This window comes from Pseudomonadales bacterium (genome assembly GCA_024234615.1).
GTDB lineage: Bacteria > Pseudomonadota > Gammaproteobacteria > Pseudomonadales > IMCC2047 > JAJFKB01.
Map to the genome: position 1 here is coordinate 1449565 of JACKNY010000001.1, position 26891 is coordinate 1476455.

The 26891-nt window shown below is 45.8% G+C and carries 27 protein-coding genes; 11 read left to right on the plus strand and 16 right to left on the minus strand.

Annotated features, from left to right (window positions below):
• The first annotated feature begins 436 nt into the window (after window positions 1–436).
• Complete coding sequence (locus H6995_06675) at window positions 437–1714, plus strand: divalent metal cation transporter (GenBank protein MCP5214671.1); 1278 nt, start codon at window positions 437–439, stop codon at window positions 1712–1714.
• A 50-nt stretch (window positions 1715–1764) separates the two neighbouring features.
• Here H6995_06675 and H6995_06680 read toward each other — a convergent pair whose 3' ends face one another.
• Window positions 1765–2586 (minus strand): universal stress protein, encoded by an 822-nt coding sequence (locus H6995_06680; protein MCP5214672.1) that lies wholly within the window; start codon window positions 2584–2586, stop codon window positions 1765–1767.
• A gap of 331 nt (window positions 2587–2917) precedes the next feature.
• Here H6995_06680 and H6995_06685 point away from each other — a divergent pair, with 331 nt between their 5' ends.
• The 4 genes from H6995_06685 to pgsA all read left to right on the plus strand — a co-directional run bounded on the left by H6995_06685 (window position 2918) and on the right by pgsA (window position 6557).
• Complete coding sequence (locus H6995_06685) at window positions 2918–3331, plus strand: CBS domain-containing protein (GenBank protein MCP5214673.1); 414 nt, start codon at window positions 2918–2920, stop codon at window positions 3329–3331.
• A 41-nt stretch (window positions 3332–3372) separates the two neighbouring features.
• Entirely contained in the window at window positions 3373–4041 is a 669-nt protein-coding gene (gene uvrY, locus H6995_06690; protein MCP5214674.1) for a UvrY/SirA/GacA family response regulator transcription factor, read from the plus strand.
• 44 nt (window positions 4042–4085) lie between these two features.
• On the plus strand, window positions 4086–5912 hold the full coding sequence (gene uvrC, locus H6995_06695) for an excinuclease ABC subunit UvrC (GenBank protein ID MCP5214675.1): 1827 nt from the start codon (window positions 4086–4088) through the stop codon (window positions 5910–5912).
• A 96-nt stretch (window positions 5913–6008) separates the two neighbouring features.
• Window positions 6009–6557 carry a CDP-diacylglycerol--glycerol-3-phosphate 3-phosphatidyltransferase gene (pgsA, locus tag H6995_06700; GenBank protein MCP5214676.1) on the plus strand — a complete coding sequence of 183 codons (549 nt, stop codon included), beginning with the start codon at window positions 6009–6011 and terminating at the stop codon, window positions 6555–6557.
• A 16-nt stretch (window positions 6558–6573) separates the two neighbouring features.
• Here pgsA and H6995_06705 read toward each other — a convergent pair whose 3' ends face one another.
• Together H6995_06705 and H6995_06710 are read right to left on the minus strand one after the other, a co-directional pair.
• Window positions 6574–6834 (minus strand): hypothetical protein, encoded by a 261-nt coding sequence (locus tag H6995_06705; protein ID MCP5214677.1) that lies wholly within the window; start codon window positions 6832–6834, stop codon window positions 6574–6576.
• 45 nt (window positions 6835–6879) lie between these two features.
• Complete coding sequence (locus H6995_06710; protein ID MCP5214678.1) at window positions 6880–7872, minus strand: helix-turn-helix domain-containing protein; 993 nt, start codon at window positions 7870–7872, stop codon at window positions 6880–6882.
• A gap of 170 nt (window positions 7873–8042) precedes the next feature.
• Between H6995_06710 and H6995_06715 the strand changes: the two genes are divergently transcribed.
• Window positions 8043–9953, plus strand: coding sequence for a beta-ketoacyl synthase (locus tag H6995_06715; protein ID MCP5214679.1), 1911 nt, complete (start codon window positions 8043–8045; stop codon window positions 9951–9953).
• A gap of 24 nt (window positions 9954–9977) precedes the next feature.
• Here the strand turns inward: H6995_06715 and H6995_06720 are convergent, their stop codons facing one another.
• The gene (locus H6995_06720; protein MCP5214680.1) at window positions 9978–10505 is read right to left on the minus strand and encodes a DUF3806 domain-containing protein; all 528 of its coding nucleotides are present in this window, start codon (window positions 10503–10505) and stop codon (window positions 9978–9980) included.
• Window positions 10506–11017: 512 nt separating this feature from the next.
• Here H6995_06720 and H6995_06725 point away from each other — a divergent pair.
• Genes H6995_06725 through H6995_06735 form a run of 3 tightly spaced genes read left to right on the plus strand, consistent with a single transcriptional unit; the run spans window position 11018 to window position 12812 of the window.
• On the plus strand, window positions 11018–11650 hold the full coding sequence (locus H6995_06725) for a hypothetical protein (protein MCP5214681.1): 633 nt from the start codon (window positions 11018–11020) through the stop codon (window positions 11648–11650).
• 13 nt (window positions 11651–11663) lie between these two features.
• On the plus strand, window positions 11664–11873 hold the full coding sequence (locus tag H6995_06730) for a YheU family protein (GenBank protein MCP5214682.1): 210 nt from the start codon (window positions 11664–11666) through the stop codon (window positions 11871–11873).
• A gap of 30 nt (window positions 11874–11903) precedes the next feature.
• Window positions 11904–12812, plus strand: coding sequence for a DMT family transporter (locus H6995_06735; protein ID MCP5214683.1), 909 nt, complete (start codon window positions 11904–11906; stop codon window positions 12810–12812).
• Here H6995_06735 and mnmC read toward each other — a convergent pair.
• The 9 genes from mnmC to metG form a co-directional block, all read right to left on the minus strand.
• Window positions 12809–14860 (minus strand): bifunctional tRNA (5-methylaminomethyl-2-thiouridine)(34)-methyltransferase MnmD/FAD-dependent 5-carboxymethylaminomethyl-2-thiouridine(34) oxidoreductase MnmC, encoded by a 2052-nt coding sequence (mnmC, locus tag H6995_06740; protein MCP5214684.1) that lies wholly within the window; start codon window positions 14858–14860, stop codon window positions 12809–12811. The two genes, H6995_06735 and mnmC, sit on opposite strands and share 4 nt — an antisense overlap.
• The gene (gene nth, locus H6995_06745) at window positions 14832–15467 is read right to left on the minus strand and encodes an endonuclease III (GenBank protein ID MCP5214685.1); all 636 of its coding nucleotides are present in this window, start codon (window positions 15465–15467) and stop codon (window positions 14832–14834) included. Before nth ends, mnmC begins: the two co-directional genes overlap by 29 nt.
• 18 nt (window positions 15468–15485) lie before the next feature.
• Window positions 15486–16199, minus strand: a complete 714-nt coding sequence (locus H6995_06750) for an electron transport complex subunit E (protein ID MCP5214686.1) — start codon at window positions 16197–16199, stop codon at window positions 15486–15488.
• Window positions 16189–16866 (minus strand): electron transport complex subunit RsxG, encoded by a 678-nt coding sequence (gene rsxG, locus H6995_06755; GenBank protein ID MCP5214687.1) that lies wholly within the window; start codon window positions 16864–16866, stop codon window positions 16189–16191. The genes H6995_06750 and rsxG overlap by 11 nt, the downstream gene beginning before the upstream one ends.
• 8 nt (window positions 16867–16874) lie before the next feature.
• Entirely contained in the window at window positions 16875–17912 is a 1038-nt protein-coding gene (gene rsxD, locus H6995_06760) for an electron transport complex subunit RsxD (protein MCP5214688.1), read from the minus strand.
• A 6-nt stretch (window positions 17913–17918) separates the two neighbouring features.
• Window positions 17919–19592: an electron transport complex subunit RsxC gene (rsxC, locus tag H6995_06765; protein MCP5214689.1), complete on the minus strand. Its 1674-nt coding sequence runs from the start codon at window positions 19590–19592 to the stop codon at window positions 17919–17921.
• Window positions 19589–20200: an electron transport complex subunit RsxB gene (rsxB, locus tag H6995_06770; protein MCP5214690.1), complete on the minus strand. Its 612-nt coding sequence runs from the start codon at window positions 20198–20200 to the stop codon at window positions 19589–19591. The genes rsxC and rsxB overlap by 4 nt, the downstream gene beginning before the upstream one ends.
• 27 nt (window positions 20201–20227) lie before the next feature.
• Window positions 20228–20809 carry an electron transport complex subunit RsxA gene (gene rsxA / locus H6995_06775; protein ID MCP5214691.1) on the minus strand — a complete coding sequence of 194 codons (582 nt, stop codon included), beginning with the start codon at window positions 20807–20809 and terminating at the stop codon, window positions 20228–20230.
• A 114-nt stretch (window positions 20810–20923) separates the two neighbouring features.
• Window positions 20924–23023 carry a methionine--tRNA ligase gene (gene metG / locus H6995_06780; protein MCP5214692.1) on the minus strand — a complete coding sequence of 700 codons (2100 nt, stop codon included), beginning with the start codon at window positions 23021–23023 and terminating at the stop codon, window positions 20924–20926.
• Between the two features lie 258 nt (window positions 23024–23281).
• Between metG and apbC the strand changes: the two genes are divergently transcribed.
• A complete protein-coding gene (gene apbC / locus H6995_06785) occupies window positions 23282–24379 on the plus strand; it encodes an iron-sulfur cluster carrier protein ApbC (GenBank protein MCP5214693.1) in 1098 nt (365 codons plus the stop codon).
• Here apbC and H6995_06790 read toward each other — a convergent pair.
• Complete coding sequence (locus H6995_06790) at window positions 24363–24536, minus strand: hypothetical protein (GenBank protein MCP5214694.1); 174 nt, start codon at window positions 24534–24536, stop codon at window positions 24363–24365. The two genes, apbC and H6995_06790, sit on opposite strands and share 17 nt — an antisense overlap.
• A 273-nt stretch (window positions 24537–24809) precedes the next feature.
• On the opposite strand from H6995_06790, the gene H6995_06795 reads away from it, so the two are divergent.
• On the plus strand, window positions 24810–25376 hold the full coding sequence (locus tag H6995_06795; GenBank protein MCP5214695.1) for a dCTP deaminase: 567 nt from the start codon (window positions 24810–24812) through the stop codon (window positions 25374–25376).
• An 11-nt stretch (window positions 25377–25387) separates the two neighbouring features.
• On the opposite strand, the gene H6995_06800 is transcribed toward H6995_06795, so the two are convergent.
• Window positions 25388–26125 carry a DUF3108 domain-containing protein gene (locus tag H6995_06800; GenBank protein ID MCP5214696.1) on the minus strand — a complete coding sequence of 246 codons (738 nt, stop codon included), beginning with the start codon at window positions 26123–26125 and terminating at the stop codon, window positions 25388–25390.
• 39 nt (window positions 26126–26164) lie between these two features.
• Window positions 26165–26848 (minus strand): phosphoribosylglycinamide formyltransferase, encoded by a 684-nt coding sequence (gene purN / locus H6995_06805; protein ID MCP5214697.1) that lies wholly within the window; start codon window positions 26846–26848, stop codon window positions 26165–26167.
• Window positions 26849–26891 lie beyond the last annotated feature (43 nt).

The following is a 26891-nucleotide window of genomic DNA, read 5'->3' on the forward strand; positions in this document are numbered from 1 at the left end:
ATTGGCTGAAGTGGGAATAATTTCCCGACAAACTTCCAATATCAGCGTGATATTGCCACTGTTTTTGCCAAGTCCAGAGGGACGAACTAATAGTAATAAATCTTAGCCTGCGTGATTTTTACGTGGTTGTGTACTACTTCGTTATGCTGAGTTATACAAAAGCCGCTACGAACGTCCATATAACCTATTGATAAATAAATAAAATAATTTTCCTGAGCTTACTCTTAATCCATTTGTCCAGGGTTCGACCCCCTGACGGCCCACCAATAAAATCAAAGAGTTAGCCAGGCATAACAATTTCCTCCTTTTTCACTGGTTTAATACCGCTTTCCAATGACTGTTTATGCTTCTTTCGTTGCTGACATTGAACCTCACTCATCAATTCGTTTAGTATGCTCAACTTCAAAGAACAATAATAACAACGAACGAGGTGTCTGTGACGCAAAGACCTAATTCTTTGGCCAAGGTTATTGGCCCAGGTATTCTGTTTGCCGGTTCGGCGGTAGGAGTATCTCACTTAGTACAATCCACGCGAGCTGGTGCGATGTATGGTATGGCACTGGTAATCTTTATCATCGCAGCCTTTGTTGCAAAATATCCCAGTTTTTTGTTTGCGCCTCGTTATTCAGCGGCGACTGGTAGATCGGTCTTGGCCAGCTATCGTCAACAGGGATGGTTTGCGATGGGATTTTACGGACTCTCGACTATTGTGAGCATGTTTATTGGTGCCGCTGCGAATCTGTTGGTCACCTCAGGATTGTTAATGGCGGTATTTGAGTTAGATACCAGTCCGGTGGGCGTTGCTGCTGTTATCAGTGCGGTAGGTATGAGCTTGCTGGTGGCGGGGCATTATCATTGGTTGGATATTGTGATGCGGGTGCTTATGGCGTTTTTAACCCTAGCGACTATTGCCGCGACTTTAATGGCTTTACCGATGATTGATTGGACCATTTCGGGTGTCTGGTGGCCGTCTGAGTTTGATTTGGTGACCATTTTGTTTTTAGCTGCCTTGGTGGGCTGGATGCCGACACCCTCGGATGTTTCTGTTTGGCAATCGCAGTGGACGGTTGCGAAGATTCGCGATACTGGTTATAAGCCTCACCTGAGCGAGGCTAATCTCGATTTCCATGTCGGTTATATATCCACGTTACTGTTAGCCTTCTGTTTTGTGATATTAGGTGCTGCGGTAATGCACAGTTCTGGCAACGGCTTCGAGGCGAGTCCGGCGGCATTCGCAGCACAGGTTATTGGTTTATACGAGCAGGCATTGGGTAAGTGGAGTGGTTCTATTGTCGGCGTTGCTGCGATTGCCGTTATGTTTTCAACCTTGCTTGCGATCTTTGACGGTTATCCCAGAGGGTTCGCTAACTTTCTCCTTTTGCTGCAAGGGCGAGAGGAAGTTGTTGATGAGGATGTTGTCTTAGCTAAGAGACGCCATAGATACTACTGGGGAGCAATGCTGGTCATGGTGTTGGGAGCACTGGTTATTCTTGCTTTCTTCCAAGGAAAATTTAAGAGCTTTGTAGATTTTGGAGCGACTGCCGCTTTCTTAGGGGCGCCTTTGTTTGCAATACTCAATCATCGGGCGATGTTCAGTGCAGAGGTAGGCGTTGAGGCAAAACCGGGTAGGTTTCTTTATTATTGGAGTTTGGCTGGAATGGTTTTGTTGGCTGGCTTTGCGCTACTGTACATCTACTTCGCTTTTATCCGCTAAAAGAAACAGCAATCGTCTGAAAATCAAACGATTGCTGTTGTGTGAGCCAGCTATTTTGTGGCGAGGAATGTAACAACGTCACATTCCAATTTGTCCAGCAATCGTTCAACAGTGTTGCCGAATATTTTACCCTTAACACCGGTAGAAGCGACTGCGCCAATAACCACTAGTTCAGCTCCAATTTCATTGGCGATCTCCTGAATGGCTTCTTCTGGGACACCTGTTGCGCTGTGTGCATGTGTGCGCTCGACACCGCATCTCTTCGCCAAATCAGCGGGGTTAATAAAGTTTTCCCAATCCTTATAAGCCCTGACGACGTGGACTTCACCATTTTCATAAGGTCGGACAATTTCATTCGCTAGCTTCATGATATTGTCATTCATTTTTCTATGAATGGCGTCCGACTCATCGGATTTGATAGCGGCAAGGATTTTGGCTGTTTCCAGGGACTCTTGTCGTTTCATCAAAAACACGGGGGCATTGGCGGTGCGTAACAACTGCCAATCGGCAGTTTTACGTAAACGACCAGGCAGGCTTTTTGTTTTGCTGGCTTTGATAATAAGATCGCAGCCCGACTCATTGGCGGCTATTCCTAAATTGTCGCGCCACTCCGGATCCCATTGCACTTGATATTCTATATCTACACCGGCAGCTTTAAGTGGCGCAATCAGGTATTCCAGCCAAAGCTCATAGCGTTTTGTTTCTGCACGTTTGAGCGCTTCTGGGTCTTCACAGCTTGCATTTGAATAGATGCAGCAATGCGCCAAGATTTTTGCACCCCTTATCTTTGCAATTCTCTCTGCTCTTTTTAAAACCAACTGGTTGTCTTTGGTTGGGTCGATAATGGCGAATACTTTCATCAATGTTGACATATCAAATAGCCCTACAAACTAATTTCAGAATAAAACGAACTGGTTTAATAGATTAAACTATGTGCTCCTACTTGAAAACATTCTGGTGTAATAAATGAAGAATATGCGGTCTTTGGAGTTGATTTATAGCAATCAAAGAGCGAATAATGCCTTTCAAGGGGCACTGCAAAACTAATGAACAAAAAGTCGGCAGGCAATTTTTTGTTAATGGACAAATAGATATGCCCAAGACACGTTGATTGACTGACTTGACTGGTTAGATCAATAGGGGTAAAAGTGGAGTTGTCGTAAAAACCTGTCAGTAATTAAAGAATAATAAGGGATAAAGGTAATGTTAAAATCAATCAAAGTACGGGACTATATGACTCGGGGGCTAATTACATTAAAACCTGATATGGAGCTTTTTGAGGCGATATCTCTATTACAAAAAAACCGTATTTCTGGTGCGCCGGTTGTGGATGAAAATGGCCACCTTATTGGGGTGCTATCGGAGGGAGATTGCCTGAATGCCATCATCAAAGATATTTATTACGAAGAAGCCGGAGGTAGGGTTTCAGAGTATATGAGTACGGAGGTGGAAACTATTGGGCCTGATGAAGATATAATTGATATTGCCATAGATTTTAATAAAAAGAGAAAACGGCGTTTCCCCGTTATTGAGGATGGTCGGTTGGTAGGGCAGATTAGCCAGAGGGATATCCTTCGGGCTGTATTGGAGATTGCTCAACATCCTAGTCATGGATAAGCGTTAGGAATAAATAAGATAAATAGCAGAGGATTGCTTGGATGATTAATACTCTCGTCGTTGACGACCATGACCTTGTTCGTTATGGGTTGACGCGAATTCTGGCGGATATGCCGCATATTAATGTTGTCGGTGAAGCCGCTAGTGGCGAAGAAGCGGTTAAGTTAACACGAGAGCTTAAACCAGACGTAATTTTAATGGACGTACTGATGCCAGGTATGGGTGGCCTAGAAGCTACGCGTCGGATTCACCATTTTGACCCGGAAATTAAAGTTATTGCAGTGACGGCTTGTGATGATGATGTTTATCCATCGCGTTTACTCAATGCTGGCGCCTCTGGGTATTTAACGAAAGGGGCTGATGTAGAAGAAATGTTAAAGGCCATTGAAACCGTGCATACTGGGAAGCGTTATATTAGCCCCGATATCGCACAAAAATTGGCGTTAAAATCATTCGGTAAGGCTTCAAATAAATTGCCGTTTGATCAGTTGTCAGAACGTGAACTACAGATATCGATGATGATCATGGGTTGTAATAGAGTAAATGAAATTGCCGAAAGTCTGTGTTTAAGCCCGAAAACGGTCAATACATATCGCTACCGTATCTTTAATAAGCTGGGTATTAATAGTGATGTGGAGTTAGTGTTAATGGCAGTGCGCTATGGCCTTTTAGATGCCTCCGAAGCGGTTTCTCTTCCTTCTTCAGGCTGAAGCGAGTTGGCGAACGCTGTCAGTTTTTCTTAGTAACCTTCGTTTTGTCTGACTTTGATCATAAAAATTTTCTAGCTGGTTTAAAGCAGCGTCCAGGCGTTTATCAAATGCTAGATAATACTGGACGGGTGCTTTACGTGGGTAAAGCGAAAAACTTGCGTAGCCGGGTTGCTAGCTATTTTCGTGCTGGTTCGCTTAGCATAAAAAATGCATCACTCATGGAAAAGGTGGCTGATATTCAAGTGACGTTTACCGGTAGTGAAACGGAAGCGCTGCTGCTTGAACAGAACCTTATAAAAAGCCAAAAGCCACCCTATAACATTTTACTGCGGGATGATAAATCCTACCCTTTTATCTACTTGACCACCGCCGAGCAATTTCCGGCCTTGGGAATGCATAGAGGTGCCCGAAAAAAAGCGGTGAGCTATTATGGGCCGTTTCCAAGTGGTCTGGCGGTACGTCAAACGCTTAATTTACTGCAAAAATCATTTCGTGTGCGGCAGTGCGATGAAAGTTACTTTCGTAATCGTACTAGGCCCTGTCTACAATACCAAATTCATCGTTGCGCCGCGCCCTGTGTCAAGCTTATTTCTGAGCAAGCTTATGCGGAAGACGTGAGACATACGCAAATGTTTTTGGAAGGAAAAAGTGATGAAATTATTGCGGAGCTACAGCTTGAAATGGATCGTGCCTCAGAGCAGCTAGCTTTTGAGAGAGCCGCCGAGCTTCGAGACCAGTTAGTGAATTTACGACGGATACAGGAGCAGCAGCATATCACCGGAAAGAGTGGCGATGTCGATGTGTTTGCGGGGCTGGTGAAACCCATAGGGTTTTGTGTTCAAGTTTTATTTGTGCGGGGGGGTAGAGTTTTAGGCAGTAAAACCTATTATCCAAAAGTGAATATGATCGTTTCTTTAGAAGAGTTGCTTTCTGGATTTATTCCCCAATTTTATCTGACTCAGGGTTCTCTTCATCCGATACCTAAAGAAATTATTCTCAATGAATCGCTCCAACAGCAACAACTTATCGCTGAAGCGTTGACGCTCCATTCAGGACAGCAGGTGAAAATCACTAACAATGTGCGAGGCGCGCGCGCGCACTGGCTGAAGTTAGCGATGGCAAATGCTGATCAAAATTTGCTTGGTCATCATGCCGGAAAATTAGATTATCAAGGTCGCTTGCAGGCTTTACAGGAAGCACTGAATTTAGATTGTTTGCCACAGAGAATGGAGTGTTTTGATATCAGCCATACATCGGGAGAGTCAACTGTTGCTTCCTGTGTGGTGTTTGATCGGAAGGGCCCGCTCAGTAGCGACTATCGACGCTTTAATATTGAAAATGTTAACGCCGGGGATGACTACGCGGCAATGACTCAAGCCATTAAGCGTCGCTTTGAACGCTTAAAAAGGGGAGAGGGGAAGCTACCCGATATTTTATTTATTGATGGTGGTAAAGGGCAATTACGCATGGCAGAAGATGTCTTAATTGATTTGAAAATCGAAGGCGTCATGATAGTCGGAGTAGCGAAGGGTTCCGCGCGAAAGCCTGGCTTGGAATCTCTATTTGTCGCGGGTCGCGGTGACGAAATTGTACTGCCGAACGATTCGGCTGCCTTGCATTTAATACAGCATATTCGCGATGAAGCACACCGTTTTGCGATTAGTAGTCATCGCCAAAGCCGTGGGAAAAAGCGTTCCACTTCGATGCTTGAACGGATCCCCGGCGTAGGCCCAAAACGGCGGCGAGAATTATTACGCTTTTTTGGTGGGCTCCAGGAAATCATGCGCGCAAGTACAGAAGAAATCGCGCGCGTCCCGACTATTAGCAAAGCCATGGCGGAAGAAATTTATACCAGTTTGCATAGTGACTAGAATATAGCTGAAGAAGGCAGCTAAAGGCTCGAATAATCATGAGCTATCCAGTATCATGATGCACTTTTTGTTATTGCTAGTTTTGGTTAAGCCTGTATGAGTATTCCTAATATCATCACCAGTCTAAGGGTTATCCTCATTCCCGTTTTGGTGTTGATTTTTTATCTGCCCTTCGAATGGCGACACTTGGCGGCAGCTCTAGTTTTTATCATAGCGGGTATATCTGATTGGTTGGATGGATATATTGCCCGTAAGTGGGACCAACATACTGAGTTCGGTGCCTTTTTTGACCCTGTCGCAGATAAGCTAATCGTGGCGGTTGCACTGATCCTGTTGATTGAAGAACATGCATCGATTTGGTTAACCATTCCCGCAATGGTGATTATTGGCCGCGAAATTGTGATCTCTGCGTTGCGCGAGTGGATGGCGGAACTGGGTAAACGCACGAGTGTTGCGGTATCCTTTGTCGGCAAACTGAAGACCACCTTGCAAATGGCCGCTATTATTGTTTTGTTGCTGGATGACCCGAATTCATTAGTCGCCAAGCTTGGCTTAGTATTACTTTACTTGGCGGTCGTTTTGACACTTTGGTCGATGTTTGTCTATCTGCGGGCCGCCTGGGGTGATCTGACCAAAGATATTTAAGCAGAGGCCTCTATAATTACTCTATGACGCGCCGGCAACCCGCTTTTACACAACTATTTTCTGGTTCGGAAAGATAATTAAATATCGCCGTATCGCACTCGTTGCTATTCTCATAGCGTTGCTCAAATACCAATTCGGTAGGTTCCTTACAATAGCTTTCATAATATATTTTCGTTCGAGTTGTCCAGACATAAGCGCCTGTCGCAAAAGTCGCTACGGCGAGAACAATAGTTGAGTAACGGGAAATACGTTTGTAGCCTTTAATAAAACGGTTCATGTACGAATAGATTTTCCCGTCAATAGGGAGAAAGGTTAAATGGGTTTAGGGGCGAGTCACGCTAAACAGCTTTGCACGAACGAGCTTGCGGTATTCCCGCGGCGACAATGATACACGTTGTTTGAATAACGATGCAAAGTATCCAGGGTCATTAAAGCCAACTTTCACGCTAATTTCTGCAATATCTAGGTTGCTTTCCCGTAATAGATCTTTTGCTGTGCCAATCCGGATTTTTTGCAGATACGCTATTGGCGTATTGCCCGTAGCCAGCTTAAAGCGTCGATTGAACGTCCTTAGGCTCATATCAAACTGGTCAGCAACTGTCTGTAGTTTAAATTCATTGGGGTAGTTTCTAAGCATCCATTGTTGTGCCTGAATGATAGCCTCGTCGTGATGTACCGACTGCTCATCAAAAGAATAAAATATGCTCTCATAGGATTGCTTAATTTCGTGAGCAAAATGCCGTTCGATTTGTCGGGCAACATCCTGGCAGTAAAACTGTTCAATGAAATGAATCATGAGATTAGTAATAGAGTTGATACGTCCAGCGCAGAATAGGTTGTCTGTGCTGGTGATAAACCTTTTCGTCTCCAACTTTACTTTCGGATAGTTCTTTTTAAATTGTTTGAAATAATACCAATGCGTCGTCGCTGGTTTATTATCTAACAGCCCCGTTTCCGCCAGGAAACAACAACCGGTGCCGGTAGCACAAATCAGTGCGCCATTCTCATGCTGAGCCTTAATCCACTCGATAATAAAGGGGTAGCGACGAATCACGGGTTTTGGGTTGCCCCATAGTGCTGGGATCATTACCAAATCGGTTTTTTGTATCGCATCCAGCTTTTTGTGAGGTCTTATTTCAATTCCTCCGGTTATCTCAATGGGGTTACCGTCGATACTGGCGATTTCGATTTCTAGTTTCGTATGAATTGGACTTTGCATGCGCATGATTGTATCGGCTGCATTCAACATTTCTACGGGTAAAGTGATGCTGGTCCCAAGCGCACGCGGGATAGCAAGTACGGTAACATGTCTCATTGGTCACTTATTTGCTTGTTTTGGCTAAAAAATCAATATAAATGGCTAATATACTCTAATTGTGTCAAGGTTAAAACGGTAACATTTGCCATACTTATGTACGCCAAGAGCAGTTGGAGACATCTACTTTAGGTAGTCCGTCATCGCTTAAAAGTCATTAGGGGAACATTTTGTCTTCATTACCGGTTATTGTTGGATTTGGCGGGATTAATCCCGCTGGCAGGTCATCCTTTCACCATTCCTATCGGCGTATGGTCGTCGATGTGTTGGATACGGTGAGTGCAAGGGAAACCTATACTGACCTGTCAATGTTAATGAATTTATTGGTCTACAAGAATGGTATTTATAGCACCGCAGACGGCGAATCTTTAGACTTGTCAGATTGGCTCACATCGAATAAACAACAGCTTAATCTAAAAACGCTGGTTCGAAAGCTAGAAAATAATCTGTTTGACCCTTACGCCATACCGAAACACCTTTTGTCAAGAATGTCTCCGGTGGCAGGAGAGCCGATGAGTTTTATCGTGAGTTCTCGACATCTGCCAGAAAGTATTCCTGAAAACTGGTCAGTGCAAACGCTCGCGGATGACTCAAGTAAGGTTAAAGTATTTATAACCGGTGATTTAATCGCGCTGCTGCCTGATGTGCGTGAATCATTGGTCAAATCCGCAGGACAATTGCCTAGTGGGTTTAGGCCGGGCCAACTTTATCCCTCGCGCAATCATCCTCGTGGCTTACAAATGACGGTGTATGCCGCATCTGATGCTATCAAGTCCATAGGGATTGATTGGCAAGAGGTGATGTCGCATGTCTCTCCTGATCAAATTGGGGTCTATTCCAGCGCGGCAATGAGTCAACTTGATCAAAATGGCACAGGCGGTATGCTACAAGCCAGTCTGCTTGGTAAGCGCGTCACCTCTAAACAGTGCCCACTAGGTTTTGCAGAAATGCCTGCTGATTTTGTTAATGCCTATATTATTGGTAGTGTGGGCGGAACTGGAGCCAATATTGGCGCTTGCGCCACTTTTCTCTATAACCTAAAACAGGGTATGGAAGATATTCGAAATGGCCACAAGCGTGTAGTCATTGTTGGTGCCAGTGAAGCACCGATCACACCGGAAGTGATAGAGGGTTATCGGACGATGGGCGCTTTGGCTCAGGATGACGAATTATTAGCGTTAGAGGCTGGTTCAGTGGCTCCTGATTTTAGAAGAGCCTGCCGGCCTTTTTCTAATAATTGCGGCTTTACCCTTGCGGAGGCGGCGCACTATGTAGTGCTTTTCGATGATACTTTAGCACTAGAATTAGGTGCGACTATCTACGGCGGAGTTGGCGATGTGTTTGTCAATGCCGATGGCTTTAAGAAATCGATTTCGAGTCCGGGTGTGGGAAACTATGTGACGATGGCGAAAGCTGTGGCGGCGACACGTGCGATTCTTGGAGAGCAAGCACTTCGTAATACCTATGTACAAGCACATGGCACCAGCACACCACAAAATAGGGTTACGGAATCGCGTATTCTCAATGAAGTGAGTAAAACTTTTGGACTTGAGAAATGGCCGGTAGCGGCGATAAAGAGCTATGTTGGGCATTCCATCGGTGCCGCAGCGGCAGATCAGCTCGTTGCCAGTTTAGGGGTATGGCGTTACGGCCATATTCCCGGTATCAAAACCATAGATCATCTTGCGGAAGACGTAGAGGCCAGTCATCTAAATATTCTGATGGATCATCTTGAGGTTGGTAGAGAAGGGATGAATGCTGCCATCATCAACTCCAAGGGCTTTGGTGGCAACAATGCTTCAGCAAGTATTCTCGCGCCGCATTGTGTGCGTGCGATGTTAGAAAAAAAACATGGTGCGAATAAGTTAGCATCCTATACCAAAGCGAATGAGCAAGTAGTTGAGCAAGCAAACGCTTATGATCAAGCCTGTTTAACTGGGCAGGCATTGCCTATTTATTATTTCGGCGAGAATGTTAAACAGGATGAGGATATCTCTTTAAGCCAGCGGGAGATACGTATTCAAGGTTATCAAAATGCCATCAATCTGGATTTGACAAACCCTTATTCTGATATGTGCTAGTGGGCTGGCAGCTTGCTATGCAAGCTAGTAGGTGTATTTTGGTTTTGGTAGCTGTCGATATTTACTGCGTTCATAGATTAGCGCTTTCACACCTTTTTCGGTGTCGTCGTAAAGTGCTTGTACGCTGATGGGGGTTCCTGATTTGATCCGACGAGAAATCATCGTGACCGGGAAAAATAAATTCTGGGTATTTTCAAACTGTAATGCTCGGCTATGGCCATAACGATCCTCGACTTTCACCCATCTCAGGCCTAAATTTCGAGCCATAATATCTCCTAGTACTACACCCAGCGCCTGTAGATCAAACTTCTCACTTTCGGGGATTAACTGTCGATCAATAATCTTTTGCAGGTAATATATTTCCGAAAGCGAACCTTCGAGTCGTACGTAGCCGAAGCTATCTCGAATTATATTTGCCACGACAGTACGCTGGCGCTCTAACCTAGACTCTTCCTCGGCAGTTAAACTGGAGATTTGTGGTGGCTGTACTGATTGCGATGGCGCTGATAACAGTAACGAAACCACGGCAATAAAAATGGGTAAGTATTTCACAGATATTTTTCCCTGAGTCACGGACAACAATTTAGACCGAATATAGAATGAATTGTTCGCACCAAGATATAAGGTTGAATAGGTCGATCTAAAATGTAACCTAGGGCGCAAACTTAGGGGGATTATTTCAGGCTGTCAATAACCTTATTGTAGGCTCTGCTCTAGTTTGGGGGAAAGGAGTTGACTAAAAATGCTGGGAATTAAAGGGGTTAACGAATCTAATTAAGACATTTTTTTAATAAGCTAAGCTAGCTATTTGAGGCTAAACAGATATGATTCGGTTTATTGACGCGTTGACAAGCGTCAAGGTATTGGCGATTTATGCACAAGAGTTATAATTTTGCACTGCACATTAAAAAAATAGTCAATATAACCCCCCAAAGCCTATTGACAAGTTGTAACGTACTGAAATGAATAAAAAAAATATTTTTTGCTCAAAATTTAAGCAATTTGCTACCAACGCCAAGTATGGCGCTATTTTAGCTATTTACCCAAATTATATGCCCAGACTTATCCACAGAAAATGTGGAAAAAATATCTTCAAAATTTCACTCCTGCCGACGATATTCTGTGTGTTGATGAGCTGTGCAAGTCAGCCGCCAAAGGAGGTGGATAATCTTTGTAAAATTTTTAAAGAAAAGCGGCATTGGTATAAGGCAGCCAAGCATGCAGAGAAAAAATGGGGTGCGCCAATCCAGGTGCCGATGGCAATGATGTATCAGGAATCAAGTTTTGTTAGTAATGCCAAGCCACCGAAGAATTATATCTTGGGTGTTATTCCGTGGGGCCGTAAAAGTTCTGCGTTTGGTTACTCTCAGGCAAAAACAGGGACCTGGGACGACTATGTTCGGGAAACGGGTAATCGTTGGGCAAACAGGGATAATTTCAGCGATGCTATCGATTTCATGGGGTGGTTCATCTATAAGACCCATAAAGTGAATAAGGTTTCCAAATGGGATGCCCACGCGCAGTACCTAAACTATCATGAAGGTTGGGGTGGTTATCGTCGTGGCACCTATAAGAAGAAAACATGGTTAGTCTCAGTGGCGGCGAAGGTGAATTCTCGCGCTAGCCGCTACGGCGCTCAATATAACTCATGCAAAAAGAAGTTGGATGCCGGCTGGTTGCGTCGGCTGTTTTCATGACAGGACTTTTCTAATGGAAATACCCTATCAAGCATTGAGTCCTGATACGTTAAATAACCTCATCCAAGAGTTAGTAACGCGCGATGGTACCGACTATGGCGATACCGAAGTGAGCCTGCAAGAAAAAGTGAGGCAAGTGAAGTTAAAGCTCGCTTCGGGAGAAGCGGTAATTCGCTATGATGAGAAGTTGGAAACCTGTGATATACAATTAAAAAATGACTAGGTATAAACCGCTAAATAGATATGGCCACCAATGATAAATCGTCAGCTCAGAGGTATTTTATGGATGCTGGCGGGAGTGTTCTTCATGGTTTGTCTGGACGCACTCGTCAAATGGCTGTCTGCACGATACAGCGTGTATCAGGTTCTTTTTATTCGTAATTCAGTTGCAATGGGCGTTGTTTTTATTCTGCTGGCGTTCCGTAATCAATTTGGTCAATTGAAAACCAGCCGGAAAGGTTGGCATTTCGTACGCTCTGTGCTTGCCTTTTTACTTAATTTTGGATTCTTTTATGCTCTCGCCAATCAACCATTAGCCAATGTGTTGGCGATTACCTTTATCGCGCCGAGCTTGGTTGCGTTACTTTCTATTTTATTTTTAGGAGAACGAGTTGATGCTTGGCGCTGGCTAGCTATATTGGTTGGCTTGGCGGGTGTTTGGGTAATATTGAGGCCTGGCTCGGAGGCCTTTCATCCAGCAGCGCTGGTGGTTTTCGTGTCGACTTTTCTCTATGCGGTAGTGGCAGTTTCTTCGCGGTTGCTTTCGGAAACTGAAAATAGTATTTCTTTAACTTTCTATATGCTGCCTGTTTCCATTGTTGCTTCGGGGGTTATGGCGCCACAGGTATGGGTCGGCCCGGATATATTCGATTGGACTTTGTTGGTTTGTTGTGGATTGTTTGGATTGGCAGGGTTTTGGGCGATTACACAAGCCTTTCGTTACGCTCCAGCATCCGTGGTTTCACCCTTCGAATATACTTCAATGATATGGGCAATCTTATTAGGGTACTTTCTATGGTCAGAGGTGCCAGATAACTACACCCTCTATGGTGCAGGTATGGTTGTGCTCAGTTCGTTTTTAATGACCGCTAGAGAACGTCGCGCTGAATCAAAGCAACTGCGCGAAGTCAGGTTAAAAACAACATTAGAAGAGTCTTCTTAGATTTTATTTCGTTTTAAACTTCGAATCAGAAAGCGCCCAGGGTTTAATGCGTGCGTGAGTTGTGTGGAAATTGGGAACGGTTCCTGGTTGATATAAGCGGCAATTAACTCGCCAGCCAAAGGACAGGAGGTAAGTCCTTTAGAGCCGTGTCCCACACTAAGATAAAGACCTGGCAAATAGGTGCCTCTTACTGTGGTTTGAAACAGGGCATTCTTGCGCAATGAAGCGTAATCGGAAAGAAAAGCAGAGCGGTCAGGGACTGGGCCAACGAGGGGAAGATAATCAGGTGTTGTACAGCGAAAGCCAACGCGGCCACTTATGTCCCGGTCGCTCAATGCCGACAGATTTAGATCAGCAGCTAGGCTTGGGGCCAATTCAGCAAGCTGTGTAAGATTGGTTTGATGGTCAATTGTCCGGCATTCTTTCTCAGCGCAATCAAGATTAAAAGTAGCCCCCATGTGGTGGCGACTCGCAATGGCTGGTCCAATGTAGCCTTTACCGCAAAGTACAGTGTTCAAACTGATATTTGGGTTTGCAGGAATATTGGTTGTTTGGCCTCTGATAGCCTTGAGGGGTAATTCTTGAATGACTTCAAATCGATTTGCGCCGTGGGCGTTGGCGACGATGAGTACTTTGGTGCTAGCGACGAGTTGTTCGTGGTCATCAAACAATAGCCATGCATCATTATCTCGCCGAATCTGCGCTATCTGTACGCCGAGTTTAAGTTCGATATTGGCATGACTGGCCTGTTGCTTGCAGATAACATTTGGCGCGGCCCATCCGCCGGAAGGGAAAAACAGTCCGCCGGTGGTGAGCGTAATTCCAGCGATCTTGCTTGCCTGTTGCGAATTCACTGGCACAACCATGGAGCGGGGCTGCGGGTTACCTGCCATGAATCTAGCTTGACGTCGTTCCTCTTCGGCGTTATAGCCCAGTTGTAACACGCCACAGGCGTGCCAAAACTTTTCGTGGTTTGTCTGAAGCTGCGTGAATTGTCGTTGTGAATAAAGATAACCGGCGGTATAAAAGTCTGAACTGATGCTTGGTTCGGCGGACAGTTTGTTATAAAGGATGCCCTGCTCGTTTCCGGATGCTTCATTTCCCAGTTGTTGGTTACCTTCGCACAAGACCACCTGCCATCCTCGACGCGCAAGACTAACTGCTGCGGATGTTCCTGCAAGGCCGCCACCAATTACCACTGCGTTGCCAATGTCGCTTTGACGATTCTTATTGATTGCAAACCAGGGTGCAGCAACTTGTCTGGTATTAAGTTGGGTTTCATGTGGTTGCGCCGAGACGGGCAGAACTCCCGTTAGCATATGACGCTTACGTCCAAAACCTCGCGTTCGATTAACCTCAAAACCCGCCTTCTTAAGTCCTTCGCGCACAGCCGAAGCCGCAGTAAAGGTACTAAAACTAGTGCCCTCATGGCTCAAGCGGGCGAGTTCCATAAACAAAGTGTTAGACCACATAGGAGGATTTTTTGCTGGCGCGAAACCATCCAAAAACCAGGCATCAATGGTGCCTTGATAGTCTGAGTAGCCCTCCAGCGCATCCCCTAAAAAGAGATTTAGTTCAACCCGGTGATCATAAAAGCTGACATGATGCCAGCCAGCGGTTAATGCTGGATAATCTGAGATTAGGCGTTCAGCATAAATGTTGAGTTCAGGCCAGAAAGAAAGGGCTTTAATTAGGTCATCCCGGCTTAAGGGATACTTTTCAACACTGACAAAGTGAAGCCGACACTCTGGAACAATTTCATCACGTAATTGCCAAGCGCTTAAAAAATTAAGACCAGTACCGAAGCCTGTTTCGCCAATACAAAGGCGTGGGAATGGGGTCTGAGCTAACTGGTTCAGTCGCTTACTAAGGTTATTCTTTTCGAGAAAGACATAACGGGTTTCCGCCAAGCCATTTTGTTTTGAGAAATAAATATCTCCAAACTGGCTTGATACAGGTATCCCGTCTTGATCCCAATCCAGCATGGCGGTGGTTATTGATAGTGACTTTGCTGAGGGGTTAGTCACTGGCTTTTTCTGAATATTCACAAAGGTCTTCGATGATACAGGCGCCGCAACGTGGTTTGCGAGCTACACAGATATAGCGACCGTGCAGAATGAGCCAGTGGTGAGCGTCATGAAGAAACTCCTTAGGCACATGCTTGAGTAATTTTTGCTCGACCTCAAGCACGTTTTTACCGGGCGCAAGTTTTGTTCTATTCGACACCCGAAAAATATGCGTATCGACGGCCATTGTGGGTTGACCGAAAGCAGTATTGAGCACTACGTTAGCGGTTTTTCGGCCGACGCCGGGCAGCGCTTCCAAGGCTTCACGAGTGGTAGGCACTGTCGACTGATGTTTGTCGATAAGGATACGGCAGGTTTTAATAATATTATCGGCTTTGCTATTAAACAAACCGATGGTGCGAATGTATTGCTTAAGGCCGTCCAACCCCAACGCATAAATCGCTTCTGGGGTGTTTGCCATCGGAAATAATTTTGCCGTTGCCTTATTTACGCCGATATCGGTCGCTTGTGCTGAGAGTATGACAGCGATGAGTAGCTCAAAGGGTGATTGATAGGCAAGCTCTGTCGTAGGTTCAGGGTTTTGTGCTCGAAGGCGAGCGAAAATCTGAAAACGCTTTTTGGCATTCATTGGTTGGGACGTGGTGAATTATTTGATTTCGCCTGTGACCCTGACGCGCTTGCTGCGAGATTCTGTTTTCTCTGTGCGAGCGGCCTGTCGTTCTTTGATTCGGGTATCGATGACGCTTTTGGCCGCGATCAATAAACCCATGCCGACAAAAGCACCAGGAGGGAGTATGGCAAATAAAAATCCACGGTAATCATGAATCAGGGTGATTTCCCAGGTGCTGGCAACTGGACCCAGTAAAAGGTGCATATCGGCAAACAGCGTACCTCGACCGATAATTTCACGCATCGCACCTAGAATGAGCAGCACGGACATGAAACCCAAGCCCATCATCAGGCCATCTAGTATGGAGGGTAGAATGGGGTTTTTTCGTGCAAAAGCTTCGGCGCGACCGAGAATAATGCAGTTGGTAACAATCAGGGGAATAAAAATTCCGAGAGACAAATAGAGATCATAAGTAAAGGCTTGACTGAGTAGTTCAACACAGGTAACCAGAGCAGCGATAATCATAACGAAGGCGGGCAAGCGTACAGTATCGGGCACAAAATTGCGGATCAACGAAACCGATAAGTTTGAACCAACTAACACCAGCGTGGTCGCCATACCCAACCCCAATGCATTCACAACAGTTCCGGTAACAGCCAACATAGGACAGAGGCCGAGCAGTTGTACTAACGCAGGGTTATTGTGCCAAAGACCATCGTTAGTGATTTCAATGTAACCTTTAGTGTTCATCTTGTTGACCCTGTTGCGTCGACGTTACTTTCGGAATTGAGTCGTTGCGAGCTTTGTCGGTGAGCAGCATTGCTCGCTTTTCTTCGAAGTATATCAGTGCTTGATGTATCGATTTAACCACGGCCCTAGGTGTAACAGTTGCACCTGTCATTTGATCGAAATAGCCGCCGTCTTTTTTTACCGCCCATTTTTCGTGCACTGGTGAGTTTAAAGACTTACCGTTAAACTGTTTTATCCAGTTTGATTTTTTGATTTCGATCTTATCACCCAGGCCAGGAGTTTCCTGGTGTTCTAGCACCCTAACTCCGATAATCGTGCCATCAGCGGACAGGCCAACAATGCTTTTGATTTTGCCGGTATAGCCGTCAGGCGCAATAGTAGGCAAGATGACGGCAACGGCCTTTTCTTTATTACGTGCGATATAAGCATCCTGTGGACCTTCATCAAGCACTAATCGAGGGTCCTCGACTTTAACTGTATCATCAAGCAGTTCATTGTCGTGCATGTCGAGAGTAATAATTTCATGTAAAGCCTGGGATTTAGCCAATCGTACATTTTCCGTAATACGTGCTTTAGTTTCGAGTTGGGTAAAGGCAATCAAACCGGCAGTCATCACTGCAAAAAGAGCTAAACCCAGAGTGTTCTGACGTATGGACTGTCCTAGCATATGCTTGCCTATTTACCGGTCTGGTGGCCGTATGTGCGCGGCTGTGTGTAAAAATCAATAAAGGGTGCGGCGAAATTCATTAACAATACTGAGAACGCTACCGCATCCGGATAATTACCCCAGGTGCGGATGGTATACACCAGAACACCAATGGCCGCACCATAGTATAGTTTGCCCTTGATACTGGTGGCTGAGGTTACTGGATCGGTGATGATAAAGAAGGCCCCAAGCATAGTGGCTCCACCCAACAGGTGCAGTTGTGGAGATGCGTATTGGTTAGGGTCATACCACCAAAATAACGCGGACATTATGGCAATGCTAGCCAGCATGCTGAGGGGCGCGTGCCAAGTAAAAATCTTGCGATAGAGGAGATATAAGCCGCCAATGAAATAACCAAGGCTGATAAATTGCCAGGCTTGCCAGGACTTAGGGCTGAGTATCGGATCTTTAGCCCACAATTCAAGAGCACTTAATGCCCCCTTATGTTTAAAGGCATCCAAAGGCGTTGCCATAGTAATAGCGTCGAAACCATTGGTCTTAAAAATTGGAAAAATCGTTACTAAGCTGTCAATAAAACTGGGGATTTCTTCAGGTAATGCAGCAAGGGATTTTGGCGCGGACCAAGAGGTCATTTCAAGTGGGAATGCAATCAGCACCAAGGCATAGCCAATCATGGCTGGATTGAAAAGGTTATTGCCCAAACCACCATAGAGATGTTTCGCAATCACAATGGCGAAACTGGTGGCAATCAACGTTAGCCACCAAGGTGCGAAGGGCGGTAGTGCCAGCCCCAAAAGAACTGCTGTTACGAGGGCACTGTAATCGCCGAGATAAAATCCCAGCGGCCGGCCACGCAGTTTAAGCACGATGGTTTCACTTGATAGAGCAACAATTGCCGCCCAGACGATATTGATGAGATTGCCCCAGCCGAAATAATAGGTCAGCATGGTCAACCCAGGTAAAGTGGCGAGAATGACCAAGAGCATAACGTCACCGGTTTTACCCGGGCGGATCAGGTGGGGAGAAGTTACCCTAAGCAATGCCATTGGTTGTTACTCTCCTTTATCGCTGTTAGAGGAAATGGGCTCGGAAATCGTCGCCTCGACCTTAACCGCGTTAGCTTGTTGTTTTTCTTTCTTGGCCTGGACTCTTGCCAAAGCAGCTTGGATAACGGCGGCTTTAGTGTCTGCGGTATCGGTTTCTGTCGAACCTCCTGAATCATCTTTACTTGTCTCAGCGGCTAGCTTTTTCCCCTGCTTTTCGGCAGCTGCTTTGGCACGAGCCTGACGCTTCGCCTCTTTTTCAGCCGCTTCGGCGTCGAGTCGTTGTTGACGTGATTCGAACCGCTGCCGTGCATGTTCCGATTTGGTATGTTCGTGTTCCAGTGCGCGAATTTCACCTTTGGCAAAGCGGTAGTATTGCACCAAAGGAATGTTGCTGGGACAGACATATGAGCAGGCGCCGCACTCGATACAGTCGAGCAAGTTGTATTTTAATGCCTTGTCAAAATCTTTGGTTTTGCTATACCAAAGCAACTGTTGCGGCAGTAAACTTGCAGGGCATGCCTCCGCACACATGCCACAGCGAATACAGGCTTGTTCAGGTGCTGGAGTCGGTATTTCCTCTTCCGTTGCGGCAAGAATACAGTTGGTGGACTTAATAATGGGTGCATCTAAGTCGGTCAGTGTGTAGCCCATCATGGGGCCACCTATAATCAAACGATTGAGTTTGCTGTCAAGTAAACCGCAATAGTTCAACAGTCCATTCAGTGGCGTCCCGAGCAGGACTTCCAGGTTCTTCGGTGCAACTAGCGCATTTCCCGTCAGCGTGGTAATTCTAGAAATTAAAGGCTCTCCCAACACTACTGCACGATATACTGCGCTTGTCGTTCCAACGTTTTGGCAAACGATGCCAATATCTGCCGGGATGCCGCCGTTGGGAACCTCTTTGCCTGTCAGGATTTGAATTAGCTGCTTCTCTCCACCAGAGGGGTACTTGGTCGGAATGGCAACGACCTTTATCTGATGTTCGGTATCGAGCTGCTGTGTTGCCTTTTCAAGCGCAGCAATCGCTTCTGGCTTATTGTCTTCAATGCCAATCAAACATTCGACGGGCAGACATTCAACGGGCATTAGCATGTGCGCAATAATTTGTATGCCTTTAATCACCTCCTCAGCTCTTTCACGCATTAGCATGTCATCGGCGGTGATGTAAGGTTCACATTCTGCGGCGTTGATAATCAGGGTAACAATAGTATTTTCAGTGCTGGGGTTCAGTTTGACGGAGGTAGGGAATCCCGCACCACCAAGTCCAGTAATGCCGGCATCACGAATACGTTGCAATAGCTCGGCGGGTTCGGCTTTTTCGTAGTCAATGGGGGTAAGACGGTCACCCCATTTGTCCTGATTATCTGGCTCGATGACTAGGCAGAGCCCGGTTAACCCGGAAGGGTGGGGAATATTTCTTTGGCCAATCTCTATCACAATTCCTGAGGTCGGCGCATGGACAGCGGCGCTAACGTAGCCAGAAGGTTCGGCAATTAGCTGACCTTTCAAGACACTGTCGCCAACCTCGACAATTGGATTGGCAGGCTGTCCCGCATGCTGCTGCAAAGGTAATATCAGTCTGCTCGGCATGGGCGCTTTTTCAATGGGTGTTTGTGTCGAGATTTTCTTGTTTTCAGGGGGATGGATGCCGCCATGAAAATTCCAGACTTTACGCCTCATGCTGCCTCATCCTTATCCGTGGTATTTTTGGGACGATCGGTAACGATGATGTCAGCGTGGGGAGTTTGCATGTCGACTACAGGTATTTGCCAATACCAGTCTTTCGCAGTTTTTTCTAATGGCACCATTTCGATACAGTTAACCGGGCAAGGTTCAACGCAAAGATCACAACCCGTGCACTCGTCGATGATGACTGTATGCATTAGTTTTGCAGCACCTAAAATGGCATCAACCGGACAGGCTTGGATGCATTTAGTACAGCCGATGCATTCATCTTCGCGGATATAGGCAACAGTTTTTGCTTGCTCTTCCCCATGCTCTGCATCGAGGGGAACAAAATCCCTGCCGAGCAGATCGGCAAGAGCATGAATAGTTGTTTCTCCGCCAGGGGGGCATTTGTTAATGGCTTCGCCATTGGCGATGGCTTCAGCATAGGGCCTGCATCCAGGGTGACCACATTGGCCACATTGAGTTTGCGGGAGTAAATTATCGATCTGGTCAACGATAGGATCCTCTTCCACTCGGAAGTGAATCGCGGCAAAGCCTAACACCGCACCAAAAATCAGCGCGAGGGCTAAAAGAATAAGAATGGCGCTTAGTACAGACACTTCAGTGATGGCCTCAGGTTCACGGAGTTAATTAGGTACAAGACCGGTAAAGCCCATAAAGGCTAGTGACATAAGTCCGGCTGTAATCATCCCTATTGCGGAACCTTTAAATGGCCTGGGGACGTCGGCAGCATTTATTCGTTCTCGCGATGCGGCAAAAAGAATAAGCACCAGCGAGAACCCGAGTGCGGCGCCAAATCCGTAAAATAAGGAATCGATAAACCCGTTGTCTTTCTTTAGATTGAGTAAGGCAACGCCTAATACAGCACAGTTGGTGGTGATGAGTGGAAGAAAAATACCCAGTACTCGGTACAATACGGGACTTACTTTACGCACCACCATCTCAGTAAATTGCACCATGACCGCAATGACTAAAATAAAGGTAATGGTTTTTAGGTAGGCCAATTCAAAAGGCGTTAACAGATAGGTGTAAACCAGGTAGCTGCAAACCGATGAGAGGGTTAAGACGAAGGTGGTGGCCAGCGACATGCCCATGGCGGTTTCCAGTTTTCCGGAGACGCCCATGAAGGGACAGAGGCCGAGAAATTGAACCAGAACAAAATTGTTAACCAGAATCGTACTCAAAAGTATAAAAATATACTCAGTCATTTATAGGTCCATCGGAGCAAGAAAGGTTTGTTTGAGCCCACGAATTATATCAAAAGAAATAATCTAAAACTTAAGACCATTAGTATCTTATTGCATATGCTTATGAAGCCGAATTTATTTGATACGCATACCGGGTCGGGCACCTTCATCCGGTGTCAACAGGCAAATGTCCGAACCTCCCGGTCCCGCCGCTAGCACCATTCCTTCAGAGATCCCGAAGCGCATTTTACGAGGGGCCAGGTTTGCAATCATCACGGTCAGACGACCCTCTAATTGTTCAGGTTTATAAGCTGCTTTAATACCGGCAAAAACGGTGCGTATATGGTCTGGGCCATACTCTGTGCCGAGGTCGAGCGTGAGTTGTAGCAGCTTATCAGCACCTTCAACTTCCTTTGCCTGTAAAATTCGGGCGACGCGCAGATCCACTTTAGTGAAATCTTCTAATTCGATTTGATTCGTATTTGTTACAGCAGTCTGGACTGAGTCTGGTGTGGCGGTGGTTACATTGGCAGCTTGAGTGGTCGATGTTGTGTTCGAAGACTCCAGTGCCACTTCTTCAGCTGTTGCTGCCAACATGGCGTCGATTTTATCCTGTTCTACACGTGACATGAGAGGCTGGAATTTTTTGATCCGGTGGTCCAGCAGCAGTTGCCCGCGTATATCCCAGGTTAAGGGCGGCACGTTGAGAAACCGTTCAGCATGGCTAACGGTTGAGGGTATGATCGGTCGCAGGTATACCATCAAAACACGAAATAAGTTTAATCCGACAGAACAAACTGACTGCACTTCCAGCTTTTTATCCGGCTGCTTGGCTAGTACCCAGGGTTTATGTTCATCAATATATTGGTTGGCTTTGTCTGCGAGCGCCATAATTTCCCTAACTGCTTTGCCAATTTCAAGGTTTTCAAAGTGTTCAGCGATGAGTTCTCCCGCTTCAACGAACTCTTCAAATAACTCAATATTGGAACATTGAGCGGATAGCTGATCGTTGAAGCCTTTATTGATAAAGCCGGCGCAGCGACTGGCAATGTTAACCACTTTACCAACTAAATCTGAGTTAACTCGGGTCAAAAAATCATCCAGATTTAAATCCAGATCTTCTGTGGTGTTGTTTAGTTTTGCGGCGAAGTAATAACGCAAATACTCTGGATTGAGATGGCTGAGATAAGTGCCGGCACGAATAAAAGTACCCCGCGACTTCGACATTTTTTTACCGTTAACGGTAACAAATCCATGGGAGTATATCGCCGTAGGCGTTCGAAAACCGGCGCAAGATAGCATTGCTGGCCAGAACAATGCGTGGAAATTAATAATATCTTTACCGATGAAATGATAGAGTTCGGTACTGGCATCTTTACCCCAATACTCATCGAAGTCGAGGTCGGTACGTTGGCTGCAAAGGTTTTTAAAGCTAGCCATATAGCCGACTGGAGCGTCTAACCAAACATAGAAATACTTTCCCTCAACATCGGGGATTTCAAAACCAAAGTAGGGGGCGTCGCGACTAATATCCCACTCCTGTAAACCTGCGTCGAGCCACTCGGATAGCTTGTTCGCGACCTGCTCTTGCAGTGTGCCGCTGCGAGTCCAGATTTTTAGCATGTCTGCAAATTCAGGTAATTTGAAGAAGTAGTGAGTCGATTGGCGTTCTACAGGTGTAGCGCCAGATAGTGTGGACTGTGGACTGATAAGTTCAGCCGGGGTGTAAGTGGCACCACAGGCTTCACAGTTATCGCCGTATTGGTCTGGTGTTTTGCAACGTGGGCAAGTTCCTTTAATAAAGCGATCCGCTAAGAACAAATTCTTTTCGGCATCGAATGCCTGGGTGATTTCACGCTCAGCGATAAAACCTTGGTCACGACAGGCTAAGTAGATTTGCTGGCTTAAGGCCTTATTTTCTTCAGAATGGGTACTATAATAATTATCGAAATCGATACTAAAGTTCTCAAAATCTTCGAGGTGCTCTTTGTGCACTCGCGCTATCAGCGCTTCAGGAGTGATGTTTTGCTGCTCGGCTTTAAGCATAATGGCGGTGCCATGGGCGTCATCAGCGCAAACATAAATACAATTTTCACCACGCTGTTTTTGAAATCGAACCCATATATCAGTCTGGATGTATTCAAGCATATGCCCCAAGTGAATTGGGCCATTGGCGTAGGGGAGTGCACTAGTGACGAGAATTTTTCGTGGAGCTTTTTTTGCAGTATTTGTCATGTCAGATAAAACAGTAGCCAGGTCAATAATAAGCGAGCAACTATAACAGTAGGTGCCGGTTTTTTGCAGTGTTTTTCTAGGGTTCAGCGCTATTTCTTACAATAACGCAATATGCGATAGGCATCTCAGTCAAATTTACTGTTAAGCAAAGGAAATGTCTGTATACAACTAATTATTTAATGAAATTACTCTATCGTCCCTTTGTTTTTGAACAGATATCCCCATAATAGGGGAGTATTTCAATTCCGAGGAATTCCGATGTCAGAATTAACACAAGCACAAGTCGAGCAGGCAATCGCTGGCTATCAAGATGTTTATTTAGAAACTGATTATGTCGCGGCAAAAGCGGTTAAAGCTATCAACATTAATGACGCGAGCATTAATGTTGATCTAGAGTTGGGATATCCCGCGGCCGGAGTGAAAACCAAAATTCAACAAGCGATCACAGAGCAGCTATCTTCGGTAGCGGGTGGCCGTTCCATAACCGTCAATGTTGGTTGGAAGATAGCGGCTAATGCCGCACAAAAAGATGTTGAAAATCTTACTACCGTGAAAAATGTGATAGCGGTGGCCTCTGGTAAAGGCGGTGTTGGCAAATCAACGACGGCCGTCAATTTGGCTTTGGCTCTGGTAGCGGAAGGCGCGAGTGTGGGAATTTTGGATGCTGACATCTATGGGCCAAGTCAGTCAATTATGCTGGGCATTGCTCCGGGTACGCGCCCTGAAGTTAAAGGCGAGCAGTTTTGGATGCCGGTCAAAGCCCTCGGCCTACAATCAATGTCGATGGGATACTTGGTAGACGAAAATACGGCCATGGTTTGGCGTGGGCCTATGGCGGGTAGCGCATTACAGCAAATGGTCAATCAAACCATGTGGCATGACCTTGATTATTTAATCGTTGATATGCCGCCTGGCACAGGGGATGTACAGCTAACCTTATCACAAAAAGTGCCCGTAGCTGGTGCTCTGATTGTAACAACACCTCAGGATATCGCTCTACTCGATGCTAGAAAAGGTATCGAGATGTTTCGGAAAGTTGAGATACCGGTGTTAGGTGTTGTAGAAAATATGAGCGTCCATGTGTGTTCTGAATGCGGCCATGTCGAGCATCTATTTGGCGCTGGAGGTGGTGAGGAAATTGCTGCTCAGTATGATACCAAGTTGCTTGCATCGCTGCCGCTCAATCTATCCATTAGAGAACAGGCGGATAATGGACTGCCAACTGTCGCGGCCGATCCAGACGGTGATATTGCTGCAATCTATCGTGATCTGGCGCGTAAATTGGCGGCCGAATTGGACAAAAAGCATAAATCTCAAGGTTTCAAGAAACCAAATATAGTCATGTACAGCGATTAAGAAATTGACTTTGTTGGACTGGTTGCAATGGAACAGTACGGTAGTTCTTTTGCAAAGGCTTGGGCGCCACTTTAAGTAACAGTTCCTGACTCTCGGTCATAACAGCATCAAGCAGGGCGCCATCTCGCTTTATATTGTCTTTTTGCGGTGGCGCCATCGACGCCACCTTGCCCATCCCGATAATAATAATTGCCTTGTCGATTTGTCTGGAGTCCTCTCAGTGATCCGTCTGCGTGAAGTTTTGATTATAGAGGCTCGGAGTATCAAAAATTTCACCTAACAAATAGTTAGGGCGGTTTTGCTGGTTCGTTAATAAAGTAACCCAACACTTGCTGGAGAAAAGCCAACAAAATATCTGGCGATATTTGCATACTTATGGCAGGATGCGGGCCGATTAATTTATGATAAAAAGTGACTGGATATCTATTAAATGAGTATTAAATCGGACAATTGGATTCGCCGTATGGCGGAGCAATATCAGATGATCGAACCCTTTGAGTCAGGGCAGGTGAGGATGCACGGAAATAACCGCGTTATCTCCTACGGCACCTCCAGTTACGGCTACGATGTTCGTTGCTCCGATGAATTTAAAGTATTTACTAATATTCATTCGGCGACTGTAGACCCCAAAGCTTTTGATGAAAAAAGTTTTGTCGATGTCAAAGGAGATGTTTGTATTATTCCTCCTAACTCCTTCGCATTGGCGCGTACGATAGAATACTTCCGCATTCCACGCACGGTATTGACCGTCTGTTTGGGTAAATCGACTTATGCGCGTTGCGGTATCATAGTAAATGTCACTCCGCTAGAACCGGAGTGGGAAGGGCACGTCACTTTGGAGTTCTCGAATACCACGACGCTGCCTGCCAAAATCTATGCTAACGAGGGTGTGGCGCAAATGTTATTTTTTGAATCGGACGAAATTTGCTCTACCAGCTACAAAGATCGTGGTGGAAAATATCAGGGTCAAACCGGCGTTACTTTGCCGAAAACTTAAAGCGAATACTCTTATAAGCCGGTAATTGGTTTACCGGCTAACTCTCCTTCCGATAAAACAATCTCATAGGATTTGCCATTTTCTTTTTGGTGTATTTTGGTTAATAGGAAATCCCAATCTTTTGCCAGCCAAATAATAGTTTCTCGCGGCGAGCCTTCTTTGCGTAAGCGTTTAAGTTTGACGGTGTTTAACTTGCCTATTGGCGTTTCAACCAGCTCCTCTCCGAGAAGTTCAAAGCGGTATTGTTTGAGCCGTTTGCGGTCAACAATGTCATAGGGATTGGGTTTGCCAAGAACTTGCAGATCGTAACGCAATTGGAGTTGATAATTCAGCTGGTCAAAGCAGTTTGGCTTTATGTCAATTTGAATAGGCTCATCAGTGATGGCGCTAATGGCTTGCAGGTTTGGCCAATCAAAGGTTAAAGAAATTTCGCGCTTCTTAGTGAGGTTGCTTTGTCGGTAATGATAGCTGATGGGCTTGGCTTGATTGTCGATCCATGAAAATAAACTCGACTCTTCAAGTTTGATCATGGGAGAACTGACTTTGTGCAGGAGCTGCCATTGGCCATCCTCGGTTTGGACTAGTTCACGGGTTGCGGAGCCGCTAAAGGGTAAAAGAAAGCGATAGTTGGCTTCGTAAGCTGTGCGATAAGGTTTAATGAAGGAGTCGGCAGCGTACAGAGATTGGCAAAGAGGAAAAAGTATCAGGTAGGAAACCAGCCCCCATAAATATTTGCGACTATTCTTCATATGCTTAGCCTGTCAATAGAGTTATCGTTGTAGGGGCGCTTAATAGTGAGTTTGATGCCCGCAGGCGGGTAAAGGTTCCCGGTCGAGGTATACTAATCTATTTTTCAACTCAATGCGGCCTTTTGCTATCCACTCTATCGCTTGAGGGTAAATCTGATGCTCTACCTTGATAAGAACCTTCTCTGCCAACGACTCAGGATTATCGGTCGCAGTGATGGCGATAATTCCCTGAATAATAACGGGGCCAGCATCCAACTCAGGGGTAACAAAATGAACACTGGCGCCATGCTCTGTATCACCACCATCAAGAGCGCGCTGATGCGTGTGGAGTCCTGGGTAACGAGGGAGCAAAGAGGGGTGGATATTGATGAGCTTACCAAGGTATCTTTCCACAAAGGATTTGGAAAGTATACGCATAAAACCGGCTAGCACTACCAGGTCAGGTTGGTATTGATCGATTGTCATAGCCAATTGAGTATCGAAGGCCTCACGGCTATTAAAGTCCTGGTGTTTGATGACATGCTGAGGAATACCTGCTTTTTTTGCGCGCTCCAGGCCAAAAGCGTCTGCCTTATTGCTAATGACGGCACTTATTTTCGCAGGAATTTGGTTGGTTTGGCAGGCATTAATAATGCTTTGCAAATTACTTCCACCACCAGAGATAAGCACCACCAGAGAAAATTTTCTGTCGGTCGTGTTTTTTTGAGGGGTGGCAGAACTCATTGCGTGGACGATTCCAGCGCGGAGCTGTCGCAGCAATCGCGGA

Excerpts from the sequence above, each read along its gene's own strand:
- H6995_06680 (MCP5214672.1), bottom strand. The coding sequence starts at position 2,586 with ATGTCAACATTGATGAAAGTATTCGCCATTATCGACCCAACCAAAGAC.
- H6995_06685 (MCP5214673.1), top strand. The coding sequence starts at position 2,918 with ATGTTAAAATCAATCAAAGTACGGGACTATATGACTCGGGGGCTAATT.
- uvrY (MCP5214674.1), top strand. The coding sequence starts at position 3,373 with ATGATTAATACTCTCGTCGTTGACGACCATGACCTTGTTCGTTATGGG.
- pgsA (MCP5214676.1), top strand. The coding sequence starts at position 6,009 with ATGAGTATTCCTAATATCATCACCAGTCTAAGGGTTATCCTCATTCCC.
- H6995_06705 (MCP5214677.1), bottom strand. The coding sequence starts at position 6,834 with ATGAACCGTTTTATTAAAGGCTACAAACGTATTTCCCGTTACTCAACT.
- H6995_06710 (MCP5214678.1), bottom strand. The coding sequence starts at position 7,872 with ATGAGACATGTTACCGTACTTGCTATCCCGCGTGCGCTTGGGACCAGC.
- H6995_06730 (MCP5214682.1), top strand. The coding sequence starts at position 11,664 with ATGGAAATACCCTATCAAGCATTGAGTCCTGATACGTTAAATAACCTC.
- H6995_06735 (MCP5214683.1), top strand. The coding sequence starts at position 11,904 with ATGATAAATCGTCAGCTCAGAGGTATTTTATGGATGCTGGCGGGAGTG.
- nth (MCP5214685.1), bottom strand. The coding sequence starts at position 15,467 with ATGAATGCCAAAAAGCGTTTTCAGATTTTCGCTCGCCTTCGAGCACAA.
- H6995_06750 (MCP5214686.1), bottom strand. The coding sequence starts at position 16,199 with ATGAACACTAAAGGTTACATTGAAATCACTAACGATGGTCTTTGGCAC.
- rsxG (MCP5214687.1), bottom strand. The coding sequence starts at position 16,866 with ATGCTAGGACAGTCCATACGTCAGAACACTCTGGGTTTAGCTCTTTTT.
- rsxD (MCP5214688.1), bottom strand. The coding sequence starts at position 17,912 with ATGGCATTGCTTAGGGTAACTTCTCCCCACCTGATCCGCCCGGGTAAA.
- rsxC (MCP5214689.1), bottom strand. The coding sequence starts at position 19,592 with ATGAGGCGTAAAGTCTGGAATTTTCATGGCGGCATCCATCCCCCTGAA.
- rsxA (MCP5214691.1), bottom strand. The coding sequence starts at position 20,809 with ATGACTGAGTATATTTTTATACTTTTGAGTACGATTCTGGTTAACAAT.
- metG (MCP5214692.1), bottom strand. The coding sequence starts at position 23,023 with ATGACAAATACTGCAAAAAAAGCTCCACGAAAAATTCTCGTCACTAGT.
- apbC (MCP5214693.1), top strand. The coding sequence starts at position 23,282 with ATGTCAGAATTAACACAAGCACAAGTCGAGCAGGCAATCGCTGGCTAT.
- H6995_06790 (MCP5214694.1), bottom strand. The coding sequence starts at position 24,536 with ATGGCGCCACCGCAAAAAGACAATATAAAGCGAGATGGCGCCCTGCTT.
- H6995_06795 (MCP5214695.1), top strand. The coding sequence starts at position 24,810 with ATGAGTATTAAATCGGACAATTGGATTCGCCGTATGGCGGAGCAATAT.
- H6995_06800 (MCP5214696.1), bottom strand. The coding sequence starts at position 26,125 with ATGAAGAATAGTCGCAAATATTTATGGGGGCTGGTTTCCTACCTGATA.
- purN (MCP5214697.1), bottom strand. The coding sequence starts at position 26,848 with ATGAGTTCTGCCACCCCTCAAAAAAACACGACCGACAGAAAATTTTCT.